This is a genomic window from Kordiimonas sp. (assembly GCF_965216265.1).
Lineage (GTDB): Bacteria > Pseudomonadota > Alphaproteobacteria > Sphingomonadales > Kordiimonadaceae > Kordiimonas.
This window is the reverse complement of sequence record NZ_OZ244153.1, coordinates 2,866,292-2,886,437: the sequence shown is the minus strand read 5'-3', so window position 1 is coordinate 2,886,437 and position 20,146 is coordinate 2,866,292. Positions and strand designations below refer to the sequence as shown.

Below are 20,146 nucleotides of genomic sequence, written 5' to 3'. Positions count from 1 at the left end.
CTAAGCGGCTTTATAAAAACGTCGTTTGGGGGAGTAGGAGAGCACGTCCCGCTCACCATGCTTGAAAAGCATGAAGAGGTCTGCGTCCGCATCAAACCCATAGAAATCAGGGTCGATGTTGAGCGTGAACCCGCCAGTGAAGGTCAGCTCGAAACAGTCATCCGTTTCATCGTAGGCGATGCTTGTGAGTGTTTCGCCTTCAAGCTTGTTGAGGATATGATTGGCGCGGGCATTGTCGCTCTCGCGGCGCCACAAAAGCCGCGACTGATCGAGGTAAAGATCCCAATCGCAACTATAAACCCACAAGTGCCATTCCCATTGCGGTTCACCGGTCACCGCATCATCCGCGCGGGGTTGCCCGAGGTCGAGCGTAATAAAGCCGCCAAAGCCCCGCCGCGCGCGGGCCACCTTCAGCGGCAGGCTCTCTCGGAAGCTGTTGTACCTTTCTTCGCCGGTCTCACCCGGCCTTAATGTGTATATGGCTGACATCGTTTTATCCTTTAGCCCTAGGGTCTCATTTTAGTTCGGCAGTATTTCAAAGCTCTTTCACTGCCGGTTCTCTCTCAGTTTTCTCACGTGAAGCGGCTTTCCGCCTCCTCTACCCCGTTCCTGTTCCCCCGCGCCTTCGGGCTTTTGCCTTCAACTTGACCCGGGGGAACCATACCAGGGGGTTATTTCGTCCTCGCTTTTCTTCTCACTCAAAACTTGCCGTACTCGGGTTGGTGTCTCATCGTTTTTCGGTACTGCGTTTGGCCATGAAAAAACCCCTCCGGGGCGCTGCTCCGGAGGGGTTTTTTGAACCTTCGATCTCTTTTTGGCGTTTCGCCTTAGAGTATCTCCCCCTCTGGAACAGCAAGCATCTGACGGACGCAAATAAATTTCGCGCCTTTCACGGATGCTGCGGTTGTTAGGTTCCAAAGGGTATACATCGGTCTCAAATCCTAAGTCGGCCCACCTCGGGCCTGTTATGATCAGAGAATTACGGAAGGCACACGCAACTGTCAACAAGAATTATGCGCCTTTATATAATTTTATTTCAAGCATCGGACACAAAAGGAAAAATCACGCTACCAAAAGGTCAGGATTGCCTAAAAAATGTGAATTCTCCTTCTCGACTCTTGATGCGCAGCTGCTCATGCAGGTGTATACTGTACGCTCAGATTCACAACCGTTTGGATCAGCATGCGCACATGGACGCTTTCGCTCGCACTCTCTCTGCTTCTGCTTTCCGCAGCGCCGCAAGCCTGTGCCGATAGTGCCAAAACCGACCGCCACCATATCTTCGCGACAGATTGGGGTCTCACGCTGAAATCTGACGGCACTGGTTTCTATAACGACCTCGCGCAGTTGCTGTTCACCACCGACATGGGTGCGATTGATTATGAAATCCTGCCCTACAGGCGGGCAAAGCGGCATTTCTTTGAGGAGTTTGGCTCCTGCCTTTACCCCAGCTCCACCGAGTATCTGACCGCAACGGGAGACATTCAGGCAGCGGATAGCTTTATTGGAAGCCGCAGCGTTCTCAGCAACAAGATCCACATTTTCAGCAGGCATGGCACAATGCCCCCCGCGAACTATAGCCTGCTGAAGGACAAACGCATTGCCTATGCCATGGGGTCGCGCATCCCCTTTGCGCTTGAAGGCACCAACGCCTTTTTCATTGCGGTCGCGGATGAGGTAGACAAAGCAGAGATGCTGCTTTCCGGCCGGGTCGATATGATCTCTGCTGCCATGCCTGATGTGAAATTCGTGTTCGACAGCCTGGGCGTACCGCTCGCCCCCTATGATGAAACGCTGGTGGTTGCTGGTTCCGGCATCGGTCTTGTGTGCCATAACTCTCGGGAGAATGTGCTGTTTCTCACGTCCTTCGAGGCCCGGCTTGAGAAACTTCTCAAATCGGGGGAGTTGCAAGCTTTTCTCAGAAGTCAGGGGCTTAACCCCAGTGACTATCTGAAAAAGCCATAACCCTACCCCGCACATCCTAACCAAATTTTAAGCTCAGGTGCCTACCGTGTGCCCATGGGCGAGGCAAAACCGCCCGCACGACCTTTGGGGGTCTGGCTTATTTTTCGCTCAAACAGCAGCCGAGCGCATGGAGAAGTTGATGCTGAGGCATTTCCTCGCAACCCTTATGGTCAGCCTTGTACCCGTGATACCGACTGGTTCAGCCCGCGCGCATGACGACGCGCTGACCCCGCATATCTATGCCACCAGTTGGGGCCTTACTTTGAGCGCGGATGGCAGCGGCTTTTATAACGACTTCGCCCGTTTCACCCTCGGGCCCGAGGAAACTCTCGACCACTATTACGCCTACCCCTACAAACGCGCCATGCGGCACTTTGAGGAAGAGAATAACGCCTGCATCTACCCCAAAAGTATAACTGCACTTCAGCGCACCAGCGCGGTGCCCAAAAACGCGAAGCTTATTGAGAGCGAAGCCATGATGCGTTCGCCCCTACGGGTCTTCACGCCACCTGGCACCAACCCTGTACGCAACGAATATGACCTCCACGGCATGAGCATCGCGTACGCGCTGGGGTCAAACCTTTCCAAAACCATCAAGGCATATGGCAGCCGGTTTGCTGCCATCGCTGATGAAACCGACAAAGCCAAAATGCTTTTGGGTGGCAATGTCGACGCCATGCTCGCAAACATGCCGGACGCATATTTTGTCTTCCAGCAGCTAGAGGTTCCCTTACCGCCAAATGACCCGGCATACATCCCTGTGCCTGCCGCTCATGCGCGCATCGTTTGTCATGACACCGAGGAAAACCGTGCGTTTATCACCCGGCTAAACCAGCGCATAGAAATGCTTGTGAAAGACGGCGAGATGGCTGCCTTTCTGAAGGCTCAGGGCTTGAACGCGGAAGAATACTTGCCACCTATGGAGCGCTAGACCACGCCTGTGGCACGGCGCCTGAACATCCGGCCATTGATGATAAGAAGCCCGAGGCCAATACACACAAGCCCAAGCCCATGTGTGGGCTCCAACACCTCGCCCAGAAACCCGATACCCAGCGCAGACGCCGTCACGGGGATGGTAAGTGTCACCAGGGAAGCGTTGGTGGCGCCCGCGTTTGCGATAAGCCGGAAATACAAGAGATAGGCAAAAGCCGTTGAAATGGTCGCGAGTGAAATGAGCGCCAGAATCACGCCGGTTGACGGCATCGCCAGCGCATATGATTTCTCATACAGCACAGCAAACGGGGTGAACATGACCGCCGCCGCCAGTACCTGCCCAAAGGCGATCTGCATGGGCTTGAGGCCTAGGCGCACAAAGCGCCGGCCGATCACCGCGGCAACAGCGTAAGACGCCGCGCCACCAAGAACCGCCGTTTGCCCAAGAAGGCCCGATGTCAGCCCCTTCAATGCGGCAGGCCCCACAATTAGCACAACACCACCAAAACCGACCAGCACACCAATCAGGCGGTTAGCTGTCAGCTTCTCATCGCTGGTGAAAAAATGCGCGATAAACACTGTAAAAATGGGCATGGTGGCGTTAAGGATTGATGCCAAGCTTGAGGTAATGTGGGTTTGGCCCCATACGATCAGGCTTTGCGGCACGATGTTGTTGAAAAAGCCCATGAGCGCCATGGCAAAGATCACCTGCCCCTTGTAGCTACGCCCTTCAAACGGCAGCGGAATACCTTTCGCCCGCATATAGAAAAACAGCGCGATAGCGGCTAACCCAACCCTGATTGAGACAATGGTGAAGGGAGGTAGCTCGGTCACGGCAATCTCGATCGAGAAGAAAGACGCGCCCCACACGACGGAAAGTAGCGCCATTGTCAGCCAGTCTTTCACTGTCATCTGAATGCCCGCAGGACCACCGCTCGCCATATGATTTCCTTATCCTCGCCCGTGACCCGGCGCTTTTGATTGGCCTTTTGATTGATCGGGAGCTTAGCCAAAGGGCGAGTTCGGTGCATCCCGTTTCTTGCTGCCCGAATTCACTTCTTCGGCATTGGAAGCTGGCTTGGCAGGCGCTGGTTCTGCCCTCTATTCCAGCGGGTCCAGAGCTTTGGCAATGTTGATAATCTGCTCGTCGCTCAGGTGGTCAAGTTGCACCAGTGTGGGCCGCGTCCGGTCAAAAGCGATAACTTCGGCCGGGTGTTTCTCCATCCACTCAACAAAACCTTCGAGCACTCTGGCGTTCGCTTGCCCTTCGGGCGTATCACCGCCAATACCGGGCAGGAGGATAGCCCCCGCAAGCGCGAAACGTGGCCGGGGGCTTTTAACAATCATGGCAAGCCGGGCGTGGTACTCAAGGGTGGCAGCGGGTGTGTTTGCAAACTCGTCCCCAAGCCGCGCACGCTCAATGGCAAACCGCGCCTGATACCCGTTCACCTGTCCCTCCGTGATTGCAAAATCAGCTTCAGCGGTGAAAGCGCCTTCAATACGCTCTTTTTCAAGCCCGGAACGCTTGAGCATATGCATCAGCCCGTGGCAGGCCTGCCATTCAAGCCGGGTTTTAAGCCCCGGCAAATAGGCGACTGTTTTATTACCCATCAATGCGGCATCGCCGAGGGACATATCCCTGATTTCATAAGCCCGCTTAACAGGGTCGACGCCCGCGCCACACCGCTGCCACAGTGCCGCCCCGGTTTGAACGCCACCCGCCTCAGCCGCCTCACTGCCCGCAAGTTGCACAGTGCCTTCCTCGCTGTTCCAGCCGCGACCGGATGCGTTATCCCCCAGCACAAAAAACTCTAAACCCCGCGCGGCCATAAAGCCCACGCTCAGCGCTGTCACATCAGCCTGCACACCATGTTGGCTAACGGTGGTTGTCTCGGTTGCCAACTGGTGGCCAAGTTTCAGCTCGGTGCCGTTTTCGTCCCAGTTCAACAAAGCCCCAAACCGGTTGCGGATATAGCTGGTAAAGCTTTCCCGGTCATACGCCTCACCGCCGAGTGCATTCGGTATTTTCGCTGCAAATGCCTTGGCCGCTGCATCGAAGGCTGTGAAGGCCCGACCTGAGGTATCTCCGCCCGCAACCCGCGCACGGTATATCTCCTCAAGCGAGGCGTTGAGCGTATCAAGGAATGAGGCATAAGCGACAATCTCGGCGATGCCGTCTTCCGCCAGAAAATCTTTCTTCCCTCGGCTCGGGTGTTTTTCCGCAATCAAGGCCGCCGCCTGTGCGAGGCGTAGCTCCGCCAGCGCAAACACTATTTTGCGCCGCCGCTCGGGTACAAGCGTTGAGCCTAGCCAACCGGAAAGCTCTTCCTTGAGTGTATTGAAGGGCGCTGCAAATTGCCCGCCAGAGACACGTTCTGTTGCCGGGATCAGAGCCGTGAGCGCCTGCAGCATGGTATCCCCGTCCCCTAACCGTACGGAGAAATCAAACAGCATTTTGGCCGCAGCCTGTGAGCTTGGGTTATCTTCAAGCGCCATGCGCAGCGTTTGTGCATTGATCGCCAGCGCCCGACGCGCAAGCGACGCCGTGGGGCTGTCATAAGCTGCCATCAGGCTTTCAGCGTACAGAAGCGTCCGGGCTTCCGCGCGCTCAGTTGCTTCGGCCAGCTCATTGGCTTTAAGGGCAAAGGTGATGGCTTTCCTCGGCTCACCCCCCTCAATCAAGGCGCGGGCTTTGGCGGCGGCCACGCCTTCCGCCTGGGCGCCGTAACGCTCAGCAATGCTGACCCAGTTCATGGCGGCAGCCATGTCCTTGTCCATCCGCGCGCTCATGTCCGCAAGGAAAAGTGCCGCTTTGGCCCTATCGTCAAATGGCGCGCGTTCGTTCCCCGCAAGGGCCACCATGGCGCGGCGCCCTTCAACTACATGCAGCGCAAAAAGCTCAGCCTGTGCTTTATCAAATTCCGGCCCCGCATGAACGGGAGCGCTGAACGAGATAACCGCAATGGTAAACGCGGCGGCGCAGCGGCGCAAAGAGTATGAAGTCGACATAAGGCTCCCAGGCATGATTGCGGTCGAGGCATGAACCTATCACCATTTGGTTTTACCAAACAGCGGCCCCAACTCAAACCCTGAGTTGTCACTGGCTATTGGGATTCAATTCACCGCACAAACAGAACGACTGGTCGCAAAAAGCGGGTTGCGCAAATCGTTTACCCATACTACACATGTAGTACTAAGCGCCCAGACAATTGGAATATTTTCACACTCAGACGAAAGAGAGCGGGAAGGCTTTCTCTTTGGCCACGGTGAAGGCTAACCCAAAGTCAAAAAACACAAAACACTATAACGTTAAAGAACTGTGCTCACACACAGGCGAATATGAGGGAACGAGTATATGAGGGGGAGGCTTACGAGCCCGGCACTAAGCCCGGTGCTGGCGCTGTTTTCGCTGGCGCTAATCACACCAGAAGTTTTTGGGCAAACAGCGACAGAGGCAGCAACCGCGAGCTCAAGCGCCGCAGAAGCGGGATCAGAAAACTATACTGCCAGCTTCTTCGCGCAATATACCCCCCAAAACGCCTATGACATGGTCCAGCGCCTGCCCGGCTTCATGTTTGATGAAGGCGAAAGCGCGCGGGGCTTTGGCGGCACAGCCGGTAACGTGCTGATCGACGGCGCGCGCCCCACCTCAAAATCAGGTGGCCTTGTGGAAGCGCTGCGACGTATCCCGGCAGCCCAGGTTGACCGTATTGAGCTGCAGCGCGGCGCGTTCGCGGCGGGCGAGGCCGCAGGCCAAAGTGTGGTGGCCAATGTGATCCGCTTCAAGGACAAAAGCTCAGGCACCTGGGCGCTTGAAATGCGCCGGGTCGGCAACAATAAAATCCTGCCAATGGTGGACGCTACGTTCACCACCAATATTGGCGGATGGGATACTTCCTTCCAGCTTGATACGTTCCTGCTGTCCACCAACCGTGATGCCGTAATCAGCAAACGAGAAACAAACGGCACGCTCACCAGCCGTACAACCGAAGACCGGCAGGAGGAAGAACGTTTTGGCGCGCTTTCATTCGACGCAGGGCGAAACGCGTTTGGCGGCAGGTTGCAGCTTAACGGCAGGTTGAAATTTTTCCGCTGGGCGGGGGATACGAAGCGCCGCAACCGTGGCCTTGGTGCGCTTGATGGCCCGGTCATTGACCGGTTCGACAACCGCCATGTGGAAGAGGAATACGGTGGCGAGCTGGGTGCAGATTGGTCTCGCACCTATGCCTCAGGCTGGAAATGGCGCCTGATCGGACTTGGCACATATGAACAGGAAACCAACACGGATAACTTCAACTTCAATATGCCCGCTAGAACACTGCTTGAGCTCGGCAATATCCGTGAAGTTGAAAAAGAGACCGAGACCATCCTGCGCACAACCTTTGGCCAAACCACAGGAAGCCTGAAGCCGGAATTTGGAGTTGAAGGTGCTTTCAACCGGCTTGATACGTCTATCGAGATAGCGATCGAAGACGGCGCAGGCACACCAACCGAGGTGCTACCAGAAGACACCGTGCGCGTGCAGGAAGTGCGGGCCGAAGCTTTTGGCAACCTTGTATGGCAAGCCAGCAGCAAACTGACAGCAGACGCAGGCATCAAGGCCGAGGTTTCCCGCATCGCAACCCGTGGCGGCAATGCGCAGACCTTCAAGTTCCTGAAGCCGTCTGCCGGGCTTACCTATACGGTATCAGATCAACTGCGACTGGGCCTCAAGGCAGAACGCAGCGTTGGCCAGCTTGATTTCTCTGACTTCGCAGCGTCGGCTGATGCAATTGATGACCGTGTGTTCGCGGGCAACCCAGACCTGCGCCCCGACCGAACAGACAGACTTGAAGCCAAAATCGACTATACCTTCGGGGAACGCGGTGCGATCTCCACCACACTCTTTTACGAGTGGAAGGACGATGTGCTTGAGCGCACGATTTTGGAATCCGGCGGCGAAGCGCTTGCCAACATCGGTAGCGCCAAGCGCTGGGGCTTGAATGCAAACGCAAACCTGCCGCTTGATTTCATCCTCAAAGGCGGCCTTCTCGAGGTAGACGTATATCTGAAGGAAAGCGATTTCCTTGACCCCATCAGCAACAAAAGCCGCCGCGTGCATGACTTCGTGCCAAGCGAATTTTATATCGATTTCCGGCACGATATCCCAAACAGCAACTGGGCATGGGGGCTGGAGTATAATTCAACCCATAATTGGCACGGCTATTTCATTGATGAATTTGAGGAATTTAGCCCCAAGGCCAACTATAATGCGTTCGTGGAAACCACCCAGTTCTTCGGTGTAAAAACAACGCTGCTGTTCTATGACATCACCGGCGGTGAATATAACCGCATGCGCCACTTCTACGGCCCCAACCGGGGCGGCGATAAAGTTGGCACAGCACTGTCTGAGCGTCGGCGCGACATGGGCATCAAATTTGTGATCAGCGGGCAGTTTTAAGCCCTTCCCCCAAAAGAAGAACCCGTGCGCTGATGGGGGGGAGCGCACGGGTTAAAGCCGGGGTAATAAGGGGGAGGAGTGGGCCCCCGGCAAGACTACAGATAAGGTGCCTTGAAGCTGCTTTTAAGGGGGTGCGTCAAAACTTCACACTCTGTTGATCGGTGACCGTATTTTCCGTGATCGGGCGCGAGCCGCCATAGGCTGAAAGCACCGCCGCCATAAGGATCAAAAAGCCGCCACCCCACACCATGATATCCGGCATTTCACCAAACAGAACGACCCCCGCAACTGCCGCCACCAGCAGGCGCAAAAAGTCTACCGGCAACACAACGGTGGCGTCGGCCGCCGCGAAGGCGCGAGCCATTGCGCTTTGCGCCACAGTAAAACCAAGCCCCATCAGCGCCATCAGGCAGAAGTCTGCGAACGATGGCCAAACCCAGTGATTGAGCGCAATGATAAAACTGACCGGCAACAGAAGCACAAATTGGGATACCACCATGGTGCCCATATCTTCGGTGCGGGAAAGCATCTTCACGCTAACGAACGCGCCTGCTGTCATCACAGCACCCACAAGGGCCGCAGCGACGCCAAAGGTTGCCCCCGAGGCATGAGACGGCTGTACCACTATCAGCATGCCAATAAAGCCAAGCACCAACGCGATATAGCGTGCGGGCCCTGCCCGTTCCCCCATAAACAACACAGCAGTGATGCCAGAGAATATGGGGGCCAGGTAGGTGATGGCCACAACAGTGGCAAGTGGTGCGGTGCTGAGCGCATAAAACAGGCTATAGACCCCCACACAAGCCACCAACCCCCGCACACCATGCATAAGCGGGCGTGAGGTTTTCAAAATGCCCGGCCCACGGCTGATGATCAGCGGCATCATGGCGATCAAGCCAAAGAAGTTGCGATAAAACACCAACAACTCAGGTGAGTAACGCTCGGCCAACAACCGGACAGCCACCCAGATAAGTGATTGGCAAATAGCGTAGGTGGCCATGAAGGCCACCCCGCGTAAATTGTTATTCCCCCCCGCCGTCAGGCTGGATGTGGTCATGAACTATCACTCCACAGTGGGGTTCAAAGCTGTTACCCGCCAGTTGAAGATATCGCTCACCAGCACACCGCCACCGGGTCTGAGCGCCAGACCATGCAGCGAGCTATATTGCCCAACTTCCTTGCCTGCTTCACCCGTGCGGCTCAGCACTTTGCCGTCGTCACTCAGCGTTACAAGGTTCTCGTTGCGGGCGTCGGTCATCAGGAAACCACCGCCCGGCAACAGGACAAGACCGTAAGGGTAACCAATGCCTGTCCATTCCTTCTTGAAATTGCCTTCAAGATCGAAAAGCTGAATGCGCTGGTTTTCACGGTCTGCGACATAGAGAGTATCGCCCTTCACCACCACAGAGTGCGGGAAGTTGAACTGGCCTTCGCCCTCACCCTTTTCGCCAAACATCTTGATCATGTTGCCGTCGGGGCCGAATTTCACGACACGGAAGTTGCCCCCATCCGCCACATAGAGGTTGCCGTCCGCATCGAACGCTACGTCGTTTGGTTTATCAAAAAAGGTGAAATTATAGTCGCGGTCAAACCAACCTGGGCTCGCCGTGTTTTTCTTGCCGTACACCCGCAGAACTTTGCCTTCGGGCGAGAAGCTCAGCACAAGATGGTTGCCCACGTCTGTTGTCCAGATATTGCCGTCCGCGTCAAAGCGCATGCCGTGGGGGCTGGAGAACAGGCCCGCGCCAATCTCGCGCTCAAACTTGCCATTGGCCTTGAACTTGAGAAGTGCATGCTCGCTGCGGTTAAAAACATAAATCGGGCCAGGCTTGCCGCTATTTGTTTCCGCCTGCAGCACCGCAGGCACTTCCACAAGATGCCAGCCGTCAGGCATTTCAAGGTTGGGAATGGTCGCCTGCCAATGTGTATCGTCTGCTACCACCGAAGTGGACGTGACCGCCGCCGTACCAAGAAGGGTGAAAAGCCCCGCTATGCCGATCAGGTGTTTAACTTTCATCTCGCTTATCCTTTTATCGCATCAGGTTGTTGATGTTGCCCGCAAGATCAGCGTTTCACACTGATTATTCAAATATTTAGTTTTTATAGTTTTGATAGATTTTAATTATCAATTAACTTGAAGCCATGGACCTGAAACAACTTCGATATTTTGCGGCCGTGCTGGATGAAGGCGGCATGCGCAAAGCGGCAACCGCACTGCACGTAAGCCAGCCTGCCCTTACGGTGGCAGTACAAAACCTTGAGGAAAGCCTTGGGGTGAAACTGTTTGTACGCACCGGTCGCACCATTGAACCCAGCCGGGAGGGATACCAGTTTTACCAGCATGCCCGCGCCATCCTCGCACAAGCCGAGAAGGCGAAAAGCGAGATGCGCGCGCTTGGGCTTTTGGAGCAAGCCAGTCTGCCCATCGCCGCCACCGGCTTGATCGCCAACCATGTGCTCGCCGCACCGCTAAGTGACTTTCTGGCCACCAACCCAGGCGTCAAGCTTTCCCTCAGGCAGCTCGCTGGCCAGTCGGTGGAAAGCGCGCTTAAGGTGGGGGAGATTGAAGTCGGTTTCACCACGCACCGGCTGGATGAAACCTTTGAGCAGATACCGCTTTTTACCCAGCAGGCGGTTGCATGCCTGCTAGCAGATCACCCGGCGGCAAACGCGGCGTCTATCAGTTGGAAAACCCTGCTCGATATGCCCCTGGCCACGCTGCCCAAAAGTTACCTGATCCACGAGAAGCTGATCCGTGAGGCGGCACGGCACAGAAAGTCTGTCAATGTGGTGCTGGAGACAGACGTGATGTCCCTTCTGGCCTCGGCCATTGAAGCGGGCACAGCCACGGGTTTGCTGATTGAGGCCGCGAAACCGAAATCAAACCGGGTTATGGCCCTGCCGATCGCAGAGAACAAGGGATATCATTTCACGGTAAGTGCATGCTGGCGGCGCGACATGCCGCTATCCGTTGCGGGGCGCGCGCTGATAGATTTCCTCAAACGCCAGCAGGGCGTGGCAGAAGGCTAGACGGACAGCATCCTGAGAAGGTGGGTCTTGAGCGCAACTGCGTTGATCGGCTTCAGGAGATAGCCTTTAATACCAAGCCCTTTTGCACCGAGAATGTCCTCTTTCTCTGCACTACCGGTCAAAAACAGCACCGGCGTGCGGGAACGCTTGGCATCGAAACGGATGTTGGCACCCTGACGCAGGCGGGTAACAAAATCGAGGCCACCCATGGGCTCCATATTGATATCACAAATGATGACATCAAAACCGCGACGATCTAGTTGTTTGAGGGCATCTGAGCCATCTGTTGCTTCAACCACCTCTGCAAAACCAAGTGCCCCCAAAAGCTTTGTCAGCATGGTTCTGATCAGTTCCTGATCATCCACTATGAGCACTGTCTTTCGTGCAAACGCGGCCATACGAGTGATTTTTTCGTCGCTCATCGCATCCCTGATTAGTTGCCTTTAACTATGGGAATAAACGCTACAAGCGTTTTGGGTTTCTGACAACAGCTTCATTGCGACGTTGCCTTGCAACAGGCTCTCGCTTAACGTGTTTGGAGAGGACGCAGAAGCCGATTTGGGCAGCTTCACCAGGGACAACGTGCATTAATCTGTTTTAAACGAATGTCCTATAAATTGCCCAAATGCGCAGCCTGCTGTGGGGTCAGGCGCGACCCGATATCTTAACCTTGTTTCGATTATGCTTTGTTCAAATAGGGAGTGGATGGATGATCCTTCACCGCACCAAAGCATTCCTTCTTGGGGCTGCAATTTCACTGGCGGGTTTCACAAGCCCGTCGCTTGCCAATGACGATGGGCTGCAAATATGGGGCGCCAAGGTATTTGATGCTTTTGCCTCCAAACAGCGTTACCCGCGCCGCGCCGTGGATGATAATCTTGAAGGCACCGTCAAAATCCAGGTAACTGTCGCCAAAACTGGCGCGATCATCGGTTTTAACATCAACCGGTCTTCCGGGCACGAGATACTGGACGCCGAGGTTCTCGACCTTCTTGGGCGCATCAACCCACTACCGCCGCTGCCCGAAGGCAAGGAAACTTACGTATTTAAAATTCCACTTCGCTTCCAGATGGATGAGACGGAAACACGGATGGACGCATCCGTCACCGTTGATGCTGCAACATCTAACTGGAAAGACTGGCAGCGTTCGGTACAGCGTACCCTGGCACGCAACCAGGGCTATCCAACCCAGTTGATTGAGGAAGGCATTGAAGGTCAGGTTAAAGTGCAGGTGAATGTGGCGGCTGACGGCACCATCACCGCACAGAATATCGTGCAGTCTTCCGGCAGTGACATTCTGGATGACGAGGCGCTTGACCTTATGCGCCGTATCAACTTCCCCGCGCTGCCTGACGCGCAGGAAAGCATTGCACTAACCATTCCGCTTAACTACCGCCTGGACGGTAGACGCGGATAACACCCGAGGCCACGACAGACAGAAAAGCCCGACGGGAAACCGCCGGGCTTTTGCATTTTCCCACGCGCCCCAACTTCATCTTTATTAATCTTTGTTTGGGCGCAAGAAACGGATATCTGCCTCAGGCAGTACCATGGTCTATCTCGCGCTCCTTCCAACAAAGAGCGAGAGAACCAATGGTACTTCAAAACAAAGTAGCCCTTATTGTGGGGGCAAGCGCAGGCATCGGGCGCGCCACTGCCCTGCTTTTTGCAGAAAAAGGTGCCCATGTTGTGGTGGGCGCGCGGCGGCAGGACGCGCTAGATGAACTGGTGGCGGAGATCACCGCCTCAGGCGGCACAGCATACGCGCTCGCGGGTGACGCAAGTAATGAAACCTATGCCCAAAAGCTGTGCGAGGCAGCCGTCGAACGCTTCGGCGGCCTTGATATCGCCATGCACTGCGCAGGCGCCCTCGGCAAATTGGGCCCCACCGCTGAGATGAACGAAACCAACTGGCATAATGTCATCAACGTGAACCTGACCGGCGCCTTTCTGGGCGCAAAACATCAATTGCCCTTGATGGAGAAACGCGGCAGCGGCTCGCTTATCCTCACATCGTCCTTCGTTGGTTACACGGCGGGCATGCCCGGCATGGCCGCTTATGCTGCGGCAAAGGCTGGTATGGTGGGGCTGATGAAGTCGCTTGCTGTCGAGTATGGCCCTAGGGGTGTGCGGGTTAACGCGTTGCTGCCCGGCGGCACAGACACAGATATGGCGGCCGAGTTTGCCAGCACACCGGAAGAGAAGGCATTCGTGCGTGGCCTGCATGCTCTTGAGCGTATCGCCACACCGGAGGAGATTGCCCAAAGCGCACTCTATCTTGCGTCCGACGCCTCAAGCTTCACAACAGGCCATGCCATGCTTGTGGACGGCGGTGTTTCCATCAAAAAGGGTTAGGCTGCCCTATAACAAAACCCAATAACAAAAAGCCCGGCGGGAAACCGCCGGGCTCTTGCATTCTGAGTTATAACGCCTGTTTATGCGGCGTTGGATAATTTCTGAAAACGCTTGAGGTGATGGTCCGTATCACCAAACCAGTGGTCGATCATCACAAGCCTCTTGGCCACATGCGCGAGCGTCAGCTCCCACGTCACACCAATGCCGCCATGCATCTGCACAGCCTCTTCCGCCACCATGCGACCGATACGGCCGGTGAGTGCCTTGGCTGCAGACAAATGCTTCTCGCTGTCTTCGCTTTCCAGCTTTGACGCCGCGAGCAGCACGATCGAACGCGCCTGTTCGATCTCAAGGCACATATCCACCATGCGGTGTTGCAGCACCTGAAACTTGCCAATTGGCACACCAAACTGGGTGCGGGTGCGCAAATACTCAAGCGTGGCGTCACGCGCGTTTTCCATTGCGCCAAGGCTTTCCGCACATAAGGCAAAGGTGCCTCGCGCGATGGCCCGAGCGAGAATACCCTCTGCCGCCGCGCCGGTTGCCAGCACATCGTCGGCGTTGACCGCAACACCGTCAAAGCTGACTTCAGCAGCAGAGAAACCGTCATGGGTTTTATAGCTTCGCAGGCTCATGCCGTCCGCATCTTTGGATACAAGAACAAGCGCAAGGCCATCATCGCCTTTGGCGGAAACGATAAGCGTATCTGCCTGCCCGCCACCAATCACCACAGATTTAGCGCCAGTAAGTTTGCCACCCTTTAGGCTGCAATCCACCTTGTCCGCATTATAGCGGGCGCCGGGTTCATAGTGCGCGAGCGCAAGCAGATGTCCGCCCGCAACCACATCATCCAAAAGCGCGGGGCCACGGCCCGCTGCCTCTTCTTCCGCCAGCATGCCAGCGCCCAAAACGGCGGTCGCGAGGAAAGGTTCCACCACGATGCCGCGGCCCAGTTCTTCCATCACCACCATGATATCGATACCGGTGCCGCCAAGGCCGCCAACACGTTCCGGCAACACAGCAGCTACAAGGCCAAGCTCAGCTAGCTCAGCCCATATCTCAGGCGAATATCCGGCCTCAGACTTGATGATTTTGTCGCGGGTTTCAAAGTCGTACTTCTGGCGCACAAATTTGGCGACCATGTCCTTGAGAAGGCTGTGGTCTTCAGAGAGCTTAAAATCCATTGTGTGTCACCCTTCCCTTAAAGCCCAAGGATCATCTTGGAGATGATGTTGCGCTGAATCTCGTTCGAGCCGCCATAGATGGAATATTTCCGGCGGTTGAAATAATGGCCCGCGAAGCTGTTCGCGCCCTCTGGCCCGACGGGTTCCTCGTTGGACCCTGGCAGCTCCAGCTCTGGCATGAACGGCAGGGCGTATGGGCCTACTGCGCGGCGCAAGAGGTCTGAAATTTCCTGCCGGATGACCGAGCCCTTAATCTTGAGCATGGAGCTTTCCGCCCCCGGTGCACCACCGGCTTGTGCCTGTGCCAGCACCCGCAGGTTGGTGAGCTCCATCGCCATCAAATCAAGTTCAACGTTGGCAATACGGGTTGCGAACGCGGGGTCGTTGATCAGCATGGTGCCGTCGCCCGCGTCTGTCTCGCCCGCGATACGCTTGAGCTTCTTCAGGCCTTCTTTGGCTGCTGCCACGCCCGCGATGCCAACACGTTCATGCTGCAGCAGGTATTTTGCGTAGGTCCAGCCCTTGTTTTCTTCACCCACCAAATTCTCGGCAGGGACTTTCACGTCAGAGAAGAAAACCTCGTTAACTTCATGCCCGCCCTCAATGGTGATGATGGGGCGCATTTCAACACCCGGGGTGTTGATATCGATCAGAAGGAAAGAGATACCTTCCTGCGGCTTGCCTGTCGCGGATGTGCGCACAAGGCAGAAAATCCAGTCCGCATACTGGCCCATGGTTGTCCATGTTTTCTGGCCGTTGACGATATAATGGTCACCGTCACGCACCGCCTTTGTCTTGAGGCTTGCGAGGTCTGAGCCTGAACCTGGCTCGGAATAACCCTGACACCACCAGTCGTCACAATTGAGGATGCGAGGCAGGTAATGGGCCTTCTGCTCTTTTGACCCGAAGGCAATGAGCACAGGGCCCAGCATGTTGAGACCAAAGGGTGGCAACTCGGGCGCACCGGCCTTCACGCATTCCTCTTCAAAAATGTGCTTCTGAAACGGTGTAAACCCGGACCCGCCATATTCCTTTGGCCAAGTGTGTACCGCCCAGCCCTTTTCAACCAATATGCGTTGCCAGGTAATATAGTCCTCGCGCGCTGGCATCCGGCCCGCTTTTACCGCTTTTGAGATATGAGCCGGTAATTTTGCTTCCAAAAATGCCCGGACCTCCTCGCGGAAGTTCAGATCTTCCTGTGTATATTCAAGACGCATGTCTGCCCATCCATTTGTTGTGGTGTTTGTTGTTCCATCAAGTAGAACGACAAACGAGGCCTTCAAGCCCGAAATTCACGTATAACTGATTCGGCTATCCGCGCGCAGAGCAGTGTATCAGCCTTAAGGCTGCATTTCTTGTCTCGTCATGGCCAAATCAGCTCAACTGAGGGTTTATAGTTTTTCTTTATGAAATACGCGCCCAAGCCGATCTTTACTTAAAAATTTACCAATATACAGCCAAATCATCGTAATTGATGATGAAACAATTAACGGTGTCGTTATAGTATTTACCGAAATTTAACTATAATCATATAAAATTTAACTAAATATTAAGTGAAAAATAATTCTGATCCAAATAAACTGGATTTTCGTACCAAATTTGGTTATGAATTACTTGATGAATATAAGCCTATTCATTCCATGCCCTGAATAAAATCCGCCGGCTAGCTGAAGGGGTCACAATGCCACGTCGTTTTATGGATATTCTGCTGGTGGATGATAGTCGCGCAGACCGGCGCTTTATCACACGCGAGCTCGCGAAAACCGATCAGGCATTTCACATTGATACGGCCGATACGATCGCTGGCGCACGGCAAAAACTGGCCTGCAAGCATTACGATTGTTTGCTTCTGGATTATAATTTGCCGGATTCCGATGGCCTCGCGCTCATGGAAGGTATGGCAAAAGATAAAAGCAACGGCTTCACTGGTGTTGTGATGATCACCGGTGACGGCAATGAAAAAGTGGCAGCCCGCGCCATTCAGCTGGGCGCCCATGAATATTTAACCAAAAATCAGATAGACGGGCCACGCCTTGTTAGAGCGCTGGACCGTGCCATTGAACACTCAGCCGAGAAACGCACCCGCACGCACCAGCGTCTGGTGATGGAGAATTTCGCGTCAAGTGCCGCACATGATCTTGCGAACCCCCTGTCTGGCGTGATTGGTTTCCTCACCCTCGCGCAGAACGGCTTAACCAGCGGTGATCTGGAAAAGGTGCCCGCGCATCTTGAGAACGCCATGACCTCCGCGCTTTACATGAAGCAACTGGTCGCAGACCTTCTGCATTATGCGCGCACAGGCACGACGGCAGACACACCAGAGCTTGTTAACCTCAATGAAGTTATCGAGGTGGTCAGCAACCTTCTGGACAAGAATATCCAGCGCGAAGGAGCGGTGATAAAGGTTTATGACCTACCCACCGTAGAAGCCTACCCGACCGAAATGACGCAGTTGTTCCAGAACCTGATCAGCAATTCGATTAAGTATCGTGGTGACGACGCCCCCGAAATCATCATCTCAGCCGAAGAGAAGGACGAATACTGCGTTATCTCGGTGGCAGATAATGGCCGCGGCGTACCAGAAAATGCGCGCGATGCCATTTTCACACCGCTGCACCGCATCCACCATAAAGGCACGGACGGCTCAGGCCTCGGGCTCGCGATTTGCATGAAGATTGTTGATCTGCACAGAGGCAAGATCTGGTGTGAGGGTCGCCCGGGTGGTGGCAGCATCTTCCGCATTATCGTTGCAAAAAAGCTGGATCATGCGGCGAATGAAAACACCGCACCCACTGAGACGACATCAAGTTATGTATAAGACACTGCTATCAGGCAGGTAGCTCCGCCGCACGAAACCAAAATTCTGACAGCGACTGCATGGCGTTAACAAAGCCGTTCAGATCGTGTGGTTTTTTGAGGTAGCTGTTAGCACCCAGATCATAACAGTCCTGCACATCCTTCTCGTCATCCGACGTGCTGAGGATCACCACCGGAATGGTACGGAAGGCTTCGTTATGTTTGATCGTGCGCAAGACTTCCCGGCCATCCACGCCGGGCAGGTTGAGGTCAAGCAGCACAAGAGAGGGGCGGCGCGCGCCGTCCGGGCGCTTGCTCAGCAACAGGTAGTTGATCGCACGGCGACCATCTGCGCAATGCTCAACCGGGTTCTCAACCCCCGCTTTTTTAAAAGCACGACGTGTTACCCGCACGTCAGCCTCGCTGTCTTCCACCAGAAGAATCAGGCCACCTTCGGGTTCATTCGTCATGAGCTACATCCTTTACAATAGGCAAACCGAAATGGAAAACGGTGCCTTTACCTACTTCGCTGTCAAATTTTATCCACCCATCGTGGTGGTCAATCACGCGTTTCACAATAGCCAAACCAGCACCGGTGCCCCCGCCGTATTCATTCTCGGCGTGGAACCGGCGGAACATCTCAAACACCCGCCCCTTAAACTCAGGTGCGATGCCGATGCCATTGTCCTTCACAGTGAATTCTACAAAGCCTGCCCGGATAGCACCAGATATCTCGACAATTTTATCCTTTGACTCGTTATATTTAACGCCATTGGTGATCAGGTTCTGGAACACCGTCGCAAGGCAGGCCGATGACATACGCACATCCGGCATATCCCCCAAAACGTGGATTTCCGCGCTGTTTTCCTTGAGGAAGGATTGCAGATCATCAACGACGGAATGAATGGCCTGTTCGCAGGTAACAGTATCTGCCTTCTCGATACGTCGTTCAATACGAGAATATTCCCGGAGGTCGTCAATCAAACGCTCCATCCGCACAGTGAGGTGCGCCATGGTTTTCAGGTCATCCTGATATTCTTCGTCCAGCTTGTCGGCACAATCCTCCAGCACAATGGATGACAGGTTATGAATACCCCGAAGCGGTTCCTTGAGATCGTGTGCGGCGATATAAACAAACTGGTCCAGCGCCTCGTTTGACCGCGCGAGCTTCTCGTTCAGGAGTTTCTGTTCTTCGGCCGCGGCTTTCGCCTCGGAAACATCGCGCGCCACCACAGCCGCCGCCACAATCAACCCCTGTGGATTGCGGATCGGCGAGATCGACATGGACACGTCAATTTCAAAGCCATTGGCGTGGCGATATTTGCTTTCAAAGTGGCGTACGGTGCGCCCACCTTCCACCCGCTCGAGAATTGTAGCTATCTCGTCCGGATTATCATTTGCGAGCACAAGCGATGCAGGCCACCCCACAGCCTTCTCCGGCGGGTAGCCAAACAGATGTTCCGCCCCCGGCGCCCAGCTCTGGATCGTACCCATGAGGTCAAGGCTGAAGATGGCATCGTCACACGCCTCAATGGTGGCGAGAAGGCGGGTGCGCTCCGCCGCGATACGAATACGTTCAGACACATCAACGATGGTTGCGATAACCACCAGTTCAGGGTCGTCATCCACCGGGGTCAGGCCAATCTCAACCGGGAACAAGTCCCCGCCTTTTTTCTGGCCATACAGTTCCTTGCCCTGGCCCATGGGGCGGGCTGTCACATCAGCGTAGAACATGGCGCGGTGGCTTGGGTGCCGCTCCCGCACCGCCTCTGGCACCAATATCTCAACCGGCTGCTCAATAAGTTCTTCACTCGTATAACCAAACAGCGCCGTCGCCGCCGGGTTTGCCAGCTTGATTTTGCCGTAAGCGTCCACACCAATAACAGCGGGGGAGATTTTGTTCAGCACCAGTTCAAGTCGGCCCTTTTGCTGCTGAAGTGCGTCCGTGCGTTCCGCAACAATGCGCTCAAGCTGTTTCTGGCTCGGGATCTTGAGCGCAAGGGGAATAAGCCGCCACACCGCAATGGCAGTGAAAAGCGATACGATCGCCGTGGCAAGCTTGGCAATGCCTGAAAGGCCGTAGGTGCCGTGCCATACGGTGATGATGCCAAAAATATGCGTCACCCCGCACAGGAAAATAAAGGCGGAGAAAAGGTAAAAGACGTTTGAGAATTTTATGTCATGGCGCTTTTTAATGAAGGCAACAAGGCTGAGCGGAATACTGAAGTAAGCGAGAGCGATCAACGCGTCAGACAAAACATGCGTCCAGAGGACCTCGGGCGCCCACATGTAACAGTAACCATGGGGCATGAACTGATCTGAAAACAGGTTTTCGATGAGTGACATAAATCCAAGTCCTTAGAGGGCCGGGCGACAGGCGTTCAGGGCGTCCCAATACCGTGCTTTGTAGTGATGGCATATAATCCGCAGGCCAAACAACACT

17 protein-coding genes are annotated in these 20,146 nt (G+C 55.0%); 7 read left to right on the top strand and 10 right to left on the bottom strand.

What is annotated here, in order from left to right; translation table 11 throughout:
* Entirely contained in the window at nt 1-489 is a 489-nt protein-coding gene (locus ACOOGA_RS13445; RefSeq protein WP_417460023.1) for a hypothetical protein, read from the bottom strand.
* A gap of 693 nt (nt 490-1,182) precedes the next feature.
* Here ACOOGA_RS13445 and ACOOGA_RS13440 point away from each other — a divergent pair.
* Together ACOOGA_RS13440 and ACOOGA_RS13435 are read left to right on the top strand one after the other, a co-directional pair.
* Nucleotides 1,183-1,965 (top strand): hypothetical protein, encoded by a 783-nt coding sequence (locus tag ACOOGA_RS13440; RefSeq protein WP_417460022.1) that lies wholly within the window; start codon nt 1,183-1,185, stop codon nt 1,963-1,965.
* A 139-nt stretch (nt 1,966-2,104) separates the two neighbouring features.
* Entirely contained in the window at nt 2,105-2,896 is a 792-nt protein-coding gene (locus ACOOGA_RS13435; protein WP_417460021.1) for a hypothetical protein, read from the top strand.
* On the opposite strand, the gene ACOOGA_RS13430 is transcribed toward ACOOGA_RS13435, so the two are convergent.
* Entirely contained in the window at nt 2,893-3,840 is a 948-nt protein-coding gene (locus tag ACOOGA_RS13430) for a DMT family transporter (RefSeq protein ID WP_417460020.1), read from the bottom strand. The genes ACOOGA_RS13435 and ACOOGA_RS13430 overlap by 4 nt on opposite strands.
* A 159-nt stretch (nt 3,841-3,999) precedes the next feature.
* On the bottom strand, nt 4,000-5,907 hold the full coding sequence (locus ACOOGA_RS13425) for a hypothetical protein (RefSeq protein ID WP_417460019.1): 1,908 nt from the start codon (nt 5,905-5,907) through the stop codon (nt 4,000-4,002).
* 346 nt (nt 5,908-6,253) lie between these two features.
* Here ACOOGA_RS13425 and ACOOGA_RS13420 point away from each other — a divergent pair, with 346 nt between their 5' ends.
* Nucleotides 6,254-8,338, top strand: coding sequence for a TonB-dependent receptor plug domain-containing protein (locus ACOOGA_RS13420; protein ID WP_417460018.1), 2,085 nt, complete (start codon nt 6,254-6,256; stop codon nt 8,336-8,338).
* Between the two features lie 136 nt (nt 8,339-8,474).
* Here ACOOGA_RS13420 and ACOOGA_RS13415 read toward each other — a convergent pair whose 3' ends face one another.
* The gene (locus ACOOGA_RS13415; RefSeq protein ID WP_417460017.1) at nt 8,475-9,395 is read right to left on the bottom strand and encodes a DMT family transporter; all 921 of its coding nucleotides are present in this window, start codon (nt 9,393-9,395) and stop codon (nt 8,475-8,477) included.
* Nucleotides 9,396-9,401: 6 nt separating this feature from the next.
* Nucleotides 9,402-10,355 (bottom strand): peptidyl-alpha-hydroxyglycine alpha-amidating lyase family protein, encoded by a 954-nt coding sequence (locus tag ACOOGA_RS13410; protein ID WP_417460016.1) that lies wholly within the window; start codon nt 10,353-10,355, stop codon nt 9,402-9,404.
* 125 nt (nt 10,356-10,480) lie between these two features.
* Here ACOOGA_RS13410 and ACOOGA_RS13405 point away from each other — a divergent pair, with 125 nt between their 5' ends.
* Nucleotides 10,481-11,368 carry a LysR family transcriptional regulator gene (locus tag ACOOGA_RS13405; protein ID WP_417460015.1) on the top strand — a complete coding sequence of 296 codons (888 nt, stop codon included), beginning with the start codon at nt 10,481-10,483 and terminating at the stop codon, nt 11,366-11,368.
* On the opposite strand, the gene ACOOGA_RS13400 is transcribed toward ACOOGA_RS13405, so the two are convergent.
* Nucleotides 11,365-11,790 (bottom strand): response regulator, encoded by a 426-nt coding sequence (locus ACOOGA_RS13400; RefSeq protein WP_417460014.1) that lies wholly within the window; start codon nt 11,788-11,790, stop codon nt 11,365-11,367. The two genes, ACOOGA_RS13405 and ACOOGA_RS13400, sit on opposite strands and share 4 nt — an antisense overlap.
* Nucleotides 11,791-12,077: 287 nt before the next feature.
* On the opposite strand from ACOOGA_RS13400, the gene ACOOGA_RS13395 reads away from it, so the two are divergent.
* Together ACOOGA_RS13395 and ACOOGA_RS13390 are read left to right on the top strand one after the other, a co-directional pair.
* Nucleotides 12,078-12,785 (top strand): energy transducer TonB, encoded by a 708-nt coding sequence (locus tag ACOOGA_RS13395; protein WP_417460013.1) that lies wholly within the window; start codon nt 12,078-12,080, stop codon nt 12,783-12,785.
* A 176-nt stretch (nt 12,786-12,961) separates the two neighbouring features.
* Nucleotides 12,962-13,723 carry an SDR family oxidoreductase gene (locus tag ACOOGA_RS13390; protein WP_417460012.1) on the top strand — a complete coding sequence of 254 codons (762 nt, stop codon included), beginning with the start codon at nt 12,962-12,964 and terminating at the stop codon, nt 13,721-13,723.
* Between the two features lie 80 nt (nt 13,724-13,803).
* Here the strand turns inward: ACOOGA_RS13390 and ACOOGA_RS13385 are convergent, their stop codons facing one another.
* A complete protein-coding gene (locus ACOOGA_RS13385) occupies nt 13,804-14,907 on the bottom strand; it encodes an acyl-CoA dehydrogenase family protein (RefSeq protein WP_417460011.1) in 1,104 nt (367 codons plus the stop codon).
* Between the two features lie 17 nt (nt 14,908-14,924).
* Nucleotides 14,925-16,124, bottom strand: a complete 1,200-nt coding sequence (locus ACOOGA_RS13380) for an acyl-CoA dehydrogenase family protein (RefSeq protein ID WP_417460010.1) — start codon at nt 16,122-16,124, stop codon at nt 14,925-14,927.
* A gap of 464 nt (nt 16,125-16,588) precedes the next feature.
* Between ACOOGA_RS13380 and ACOOGA_RS13375 the strand changes: the two genes are divergently transcribed.
* The gene (locus tag ACOOGA_RS13375) at nt 16,589-17,725 is read left to right on the top strand and encodes a sensor histidine kinase (protein WP_417460009.1); all 1,137 of its coding nucleotides are present in this window, start codon (nt 16,589-16,591) and stop codon (nt 17,723-17,725) included.
* Nucleotides 17,726-17,735: 10 nt separating this feature from the next.
* On the opposite strand, the gene ACOOGA_RS13370 is transcribed toward ACOOGA_RS13375, so the two are convergent.
* Together ACOOGA_RS13370 and ACOOGA_RS13365 are read right to left on the bottom strand one after the other, a co-directional pair.
* On the bottom strand, nt 17,736-18,173 hold the full coding sequence (locus ACOOGA_RS13370; RefSeq protein WP_417460008.1) for a response regulator: 438 nt from the start codon (nt 18,171-18,173) through the stop codon (nt 17,736-17,738).
* On the bottom strand, nt 18,163-20,049 hold the full coding sequence (locus ACOOGA_RS13365) for a PAS domain S-box protein (protein ID WP_417460007.1): 1,887 nt from the start codon (nt 20,047-20,049) through the stop codon (nt 18,163-18,165). Before ACOOGA_RS13365 ends, ACOOGA_RS13370 begins: the two co-directional genes overlap by 11 nt.
* Nucleotides 20,050-20,146 lie beyond the last annotated feature (97 nt).

What these genes read in the sequence shown, in the direction of transcription:
- ACOOGA_RS13445 (WP_417460023.1), bottom strand. Translation starts at nt 489, where the DNA reads ATGTCAGCCATATACACATTAAGGCCGGGTGAGACCGGCGAAGAAAGG.
- ACOOGA_RS13440 (WP_417460022.1), top strand. Translation starts at nt 1,183, where the DNA reads ATGCGCACATGGACGCTTTCGCTCGCACTCTCTCTGCTTCTGCTTTCC.
- ACOOGA_RS13435 (WP_417460021.1), top strand. Translation starts at nt 2,105, where the DNA reads ATGCTGAGGCATTTCCTCGCAACCCTTATGGTCAGCCTTGTACCCGTG.
- ACOOGA_RS13430 (WP_417460020.1), bottom strand. Translation starts at nt 3,840, where the DNA reads ATGGCGAGCGGTGGTCCTGCGGGCATTCAGATGACAGTGAAAGACTGG.
- ACOOGA_RS13425 (WP_417460019.1), bottom strand. Translation starts at nt 5,907, where the DNA reads ATGTCGACTTCATACTCTTTGCGCCGCTGCGCCGCCGCGTTTACCATT.
- ACOOGA_RS13420 (WP_417460018.1), top strand. Translation starts at nt 6,254, where the DNA reads ATGAGGGGGAGGCTTACGAGCCCGGCACTAAGCCCGGTGCTGGCGCTG.
- ACOOGA_RS13415 (WP_417460017.1), bottom strand. Translation starts at nt 9,395, where the DNA reads ATGACCACATCCAGCCTGACGGCGGGGGGGAATAACAATTTACGCGGG.
- ACOOGA_RS13410 (WP_417460016.1), bottom strand. Translation starts at nt 10,355, where the DNA reads ATGAAAGTTAAACACCTGATCGGCATAGCGGGGCTTTTCACCCTTCTT.
- ACOOGA_RS13405 (WP_417460015.1), top strand. Translation starts at nt 10,481, where the DNA reads ATGGACCTGAAACAACTTCGATATTTTGCGGCCGTGCTGGATGAAGGC.
- ACOOGA_RS13400 (WP_417460014.1), bottom strand. Translation starts at nt 11,790, where the DNA reads ATGAGCGACGAAAAAATCACTCGTATGGCCGCGTTTGCACGAAAGACA.
- ACOOGA_RS13395 (WP_417460013.1), top strand. Translation starts at nt 12,078, where the DNA reads ATGATCCTTCACCGCACCAAAGCATTCCTTCTTGGGGCTGCAATTTCA.
- ACOOGA_RS13390 (WP_417460012.1), top strand. Translation starts at nt 12,962, where the DNA reads ATGGTACTTCAAAACAAAGTAGCCCTTATTGTGGGGGCAAGCGCAGGC.
- ACOOGA_RS13385 (WP_417460011.1), bottom strand. Translation starts at nt 14,907, where the DNA reads ATGGATTTTAAGCTCTCTGAAGACCACAGCCTTCTCAAGGACATGGTC.
- ACOOGA_RS13380 (WP_417460010.1), bottom strand. Translation starts at nt 16,124, where the DNA reads ATGCGTCTTGAATATACACAGGAAGATCTGAACTTCCGCGAGGAGGTC.
- ACOOGA_RS13375 (WP_417460009.1), top strand. Translation starts at nt 16,589, where the DNA reads ATGCCACGTCGTTTTATGGATATTCTGCTGGTGGATGATAGTCGCGCA.
- ACOOGA_RS13370 (WP_417460008.1), bottom strand. Translation starts at nt 18,173, where the DNA reads ATGACGAATGAACCCGAAGGTGGCCTGATTCTTCTGGTGGAAGACAGC.
- ACOOGA_RS13365 (WP_417460007.1), bottom strand. Translation starts at nt 20,049, where the DNA reads ATGTCACTCATCGAAAACCTGTTTTCAGATCAGTTCATGCCCCATGGT.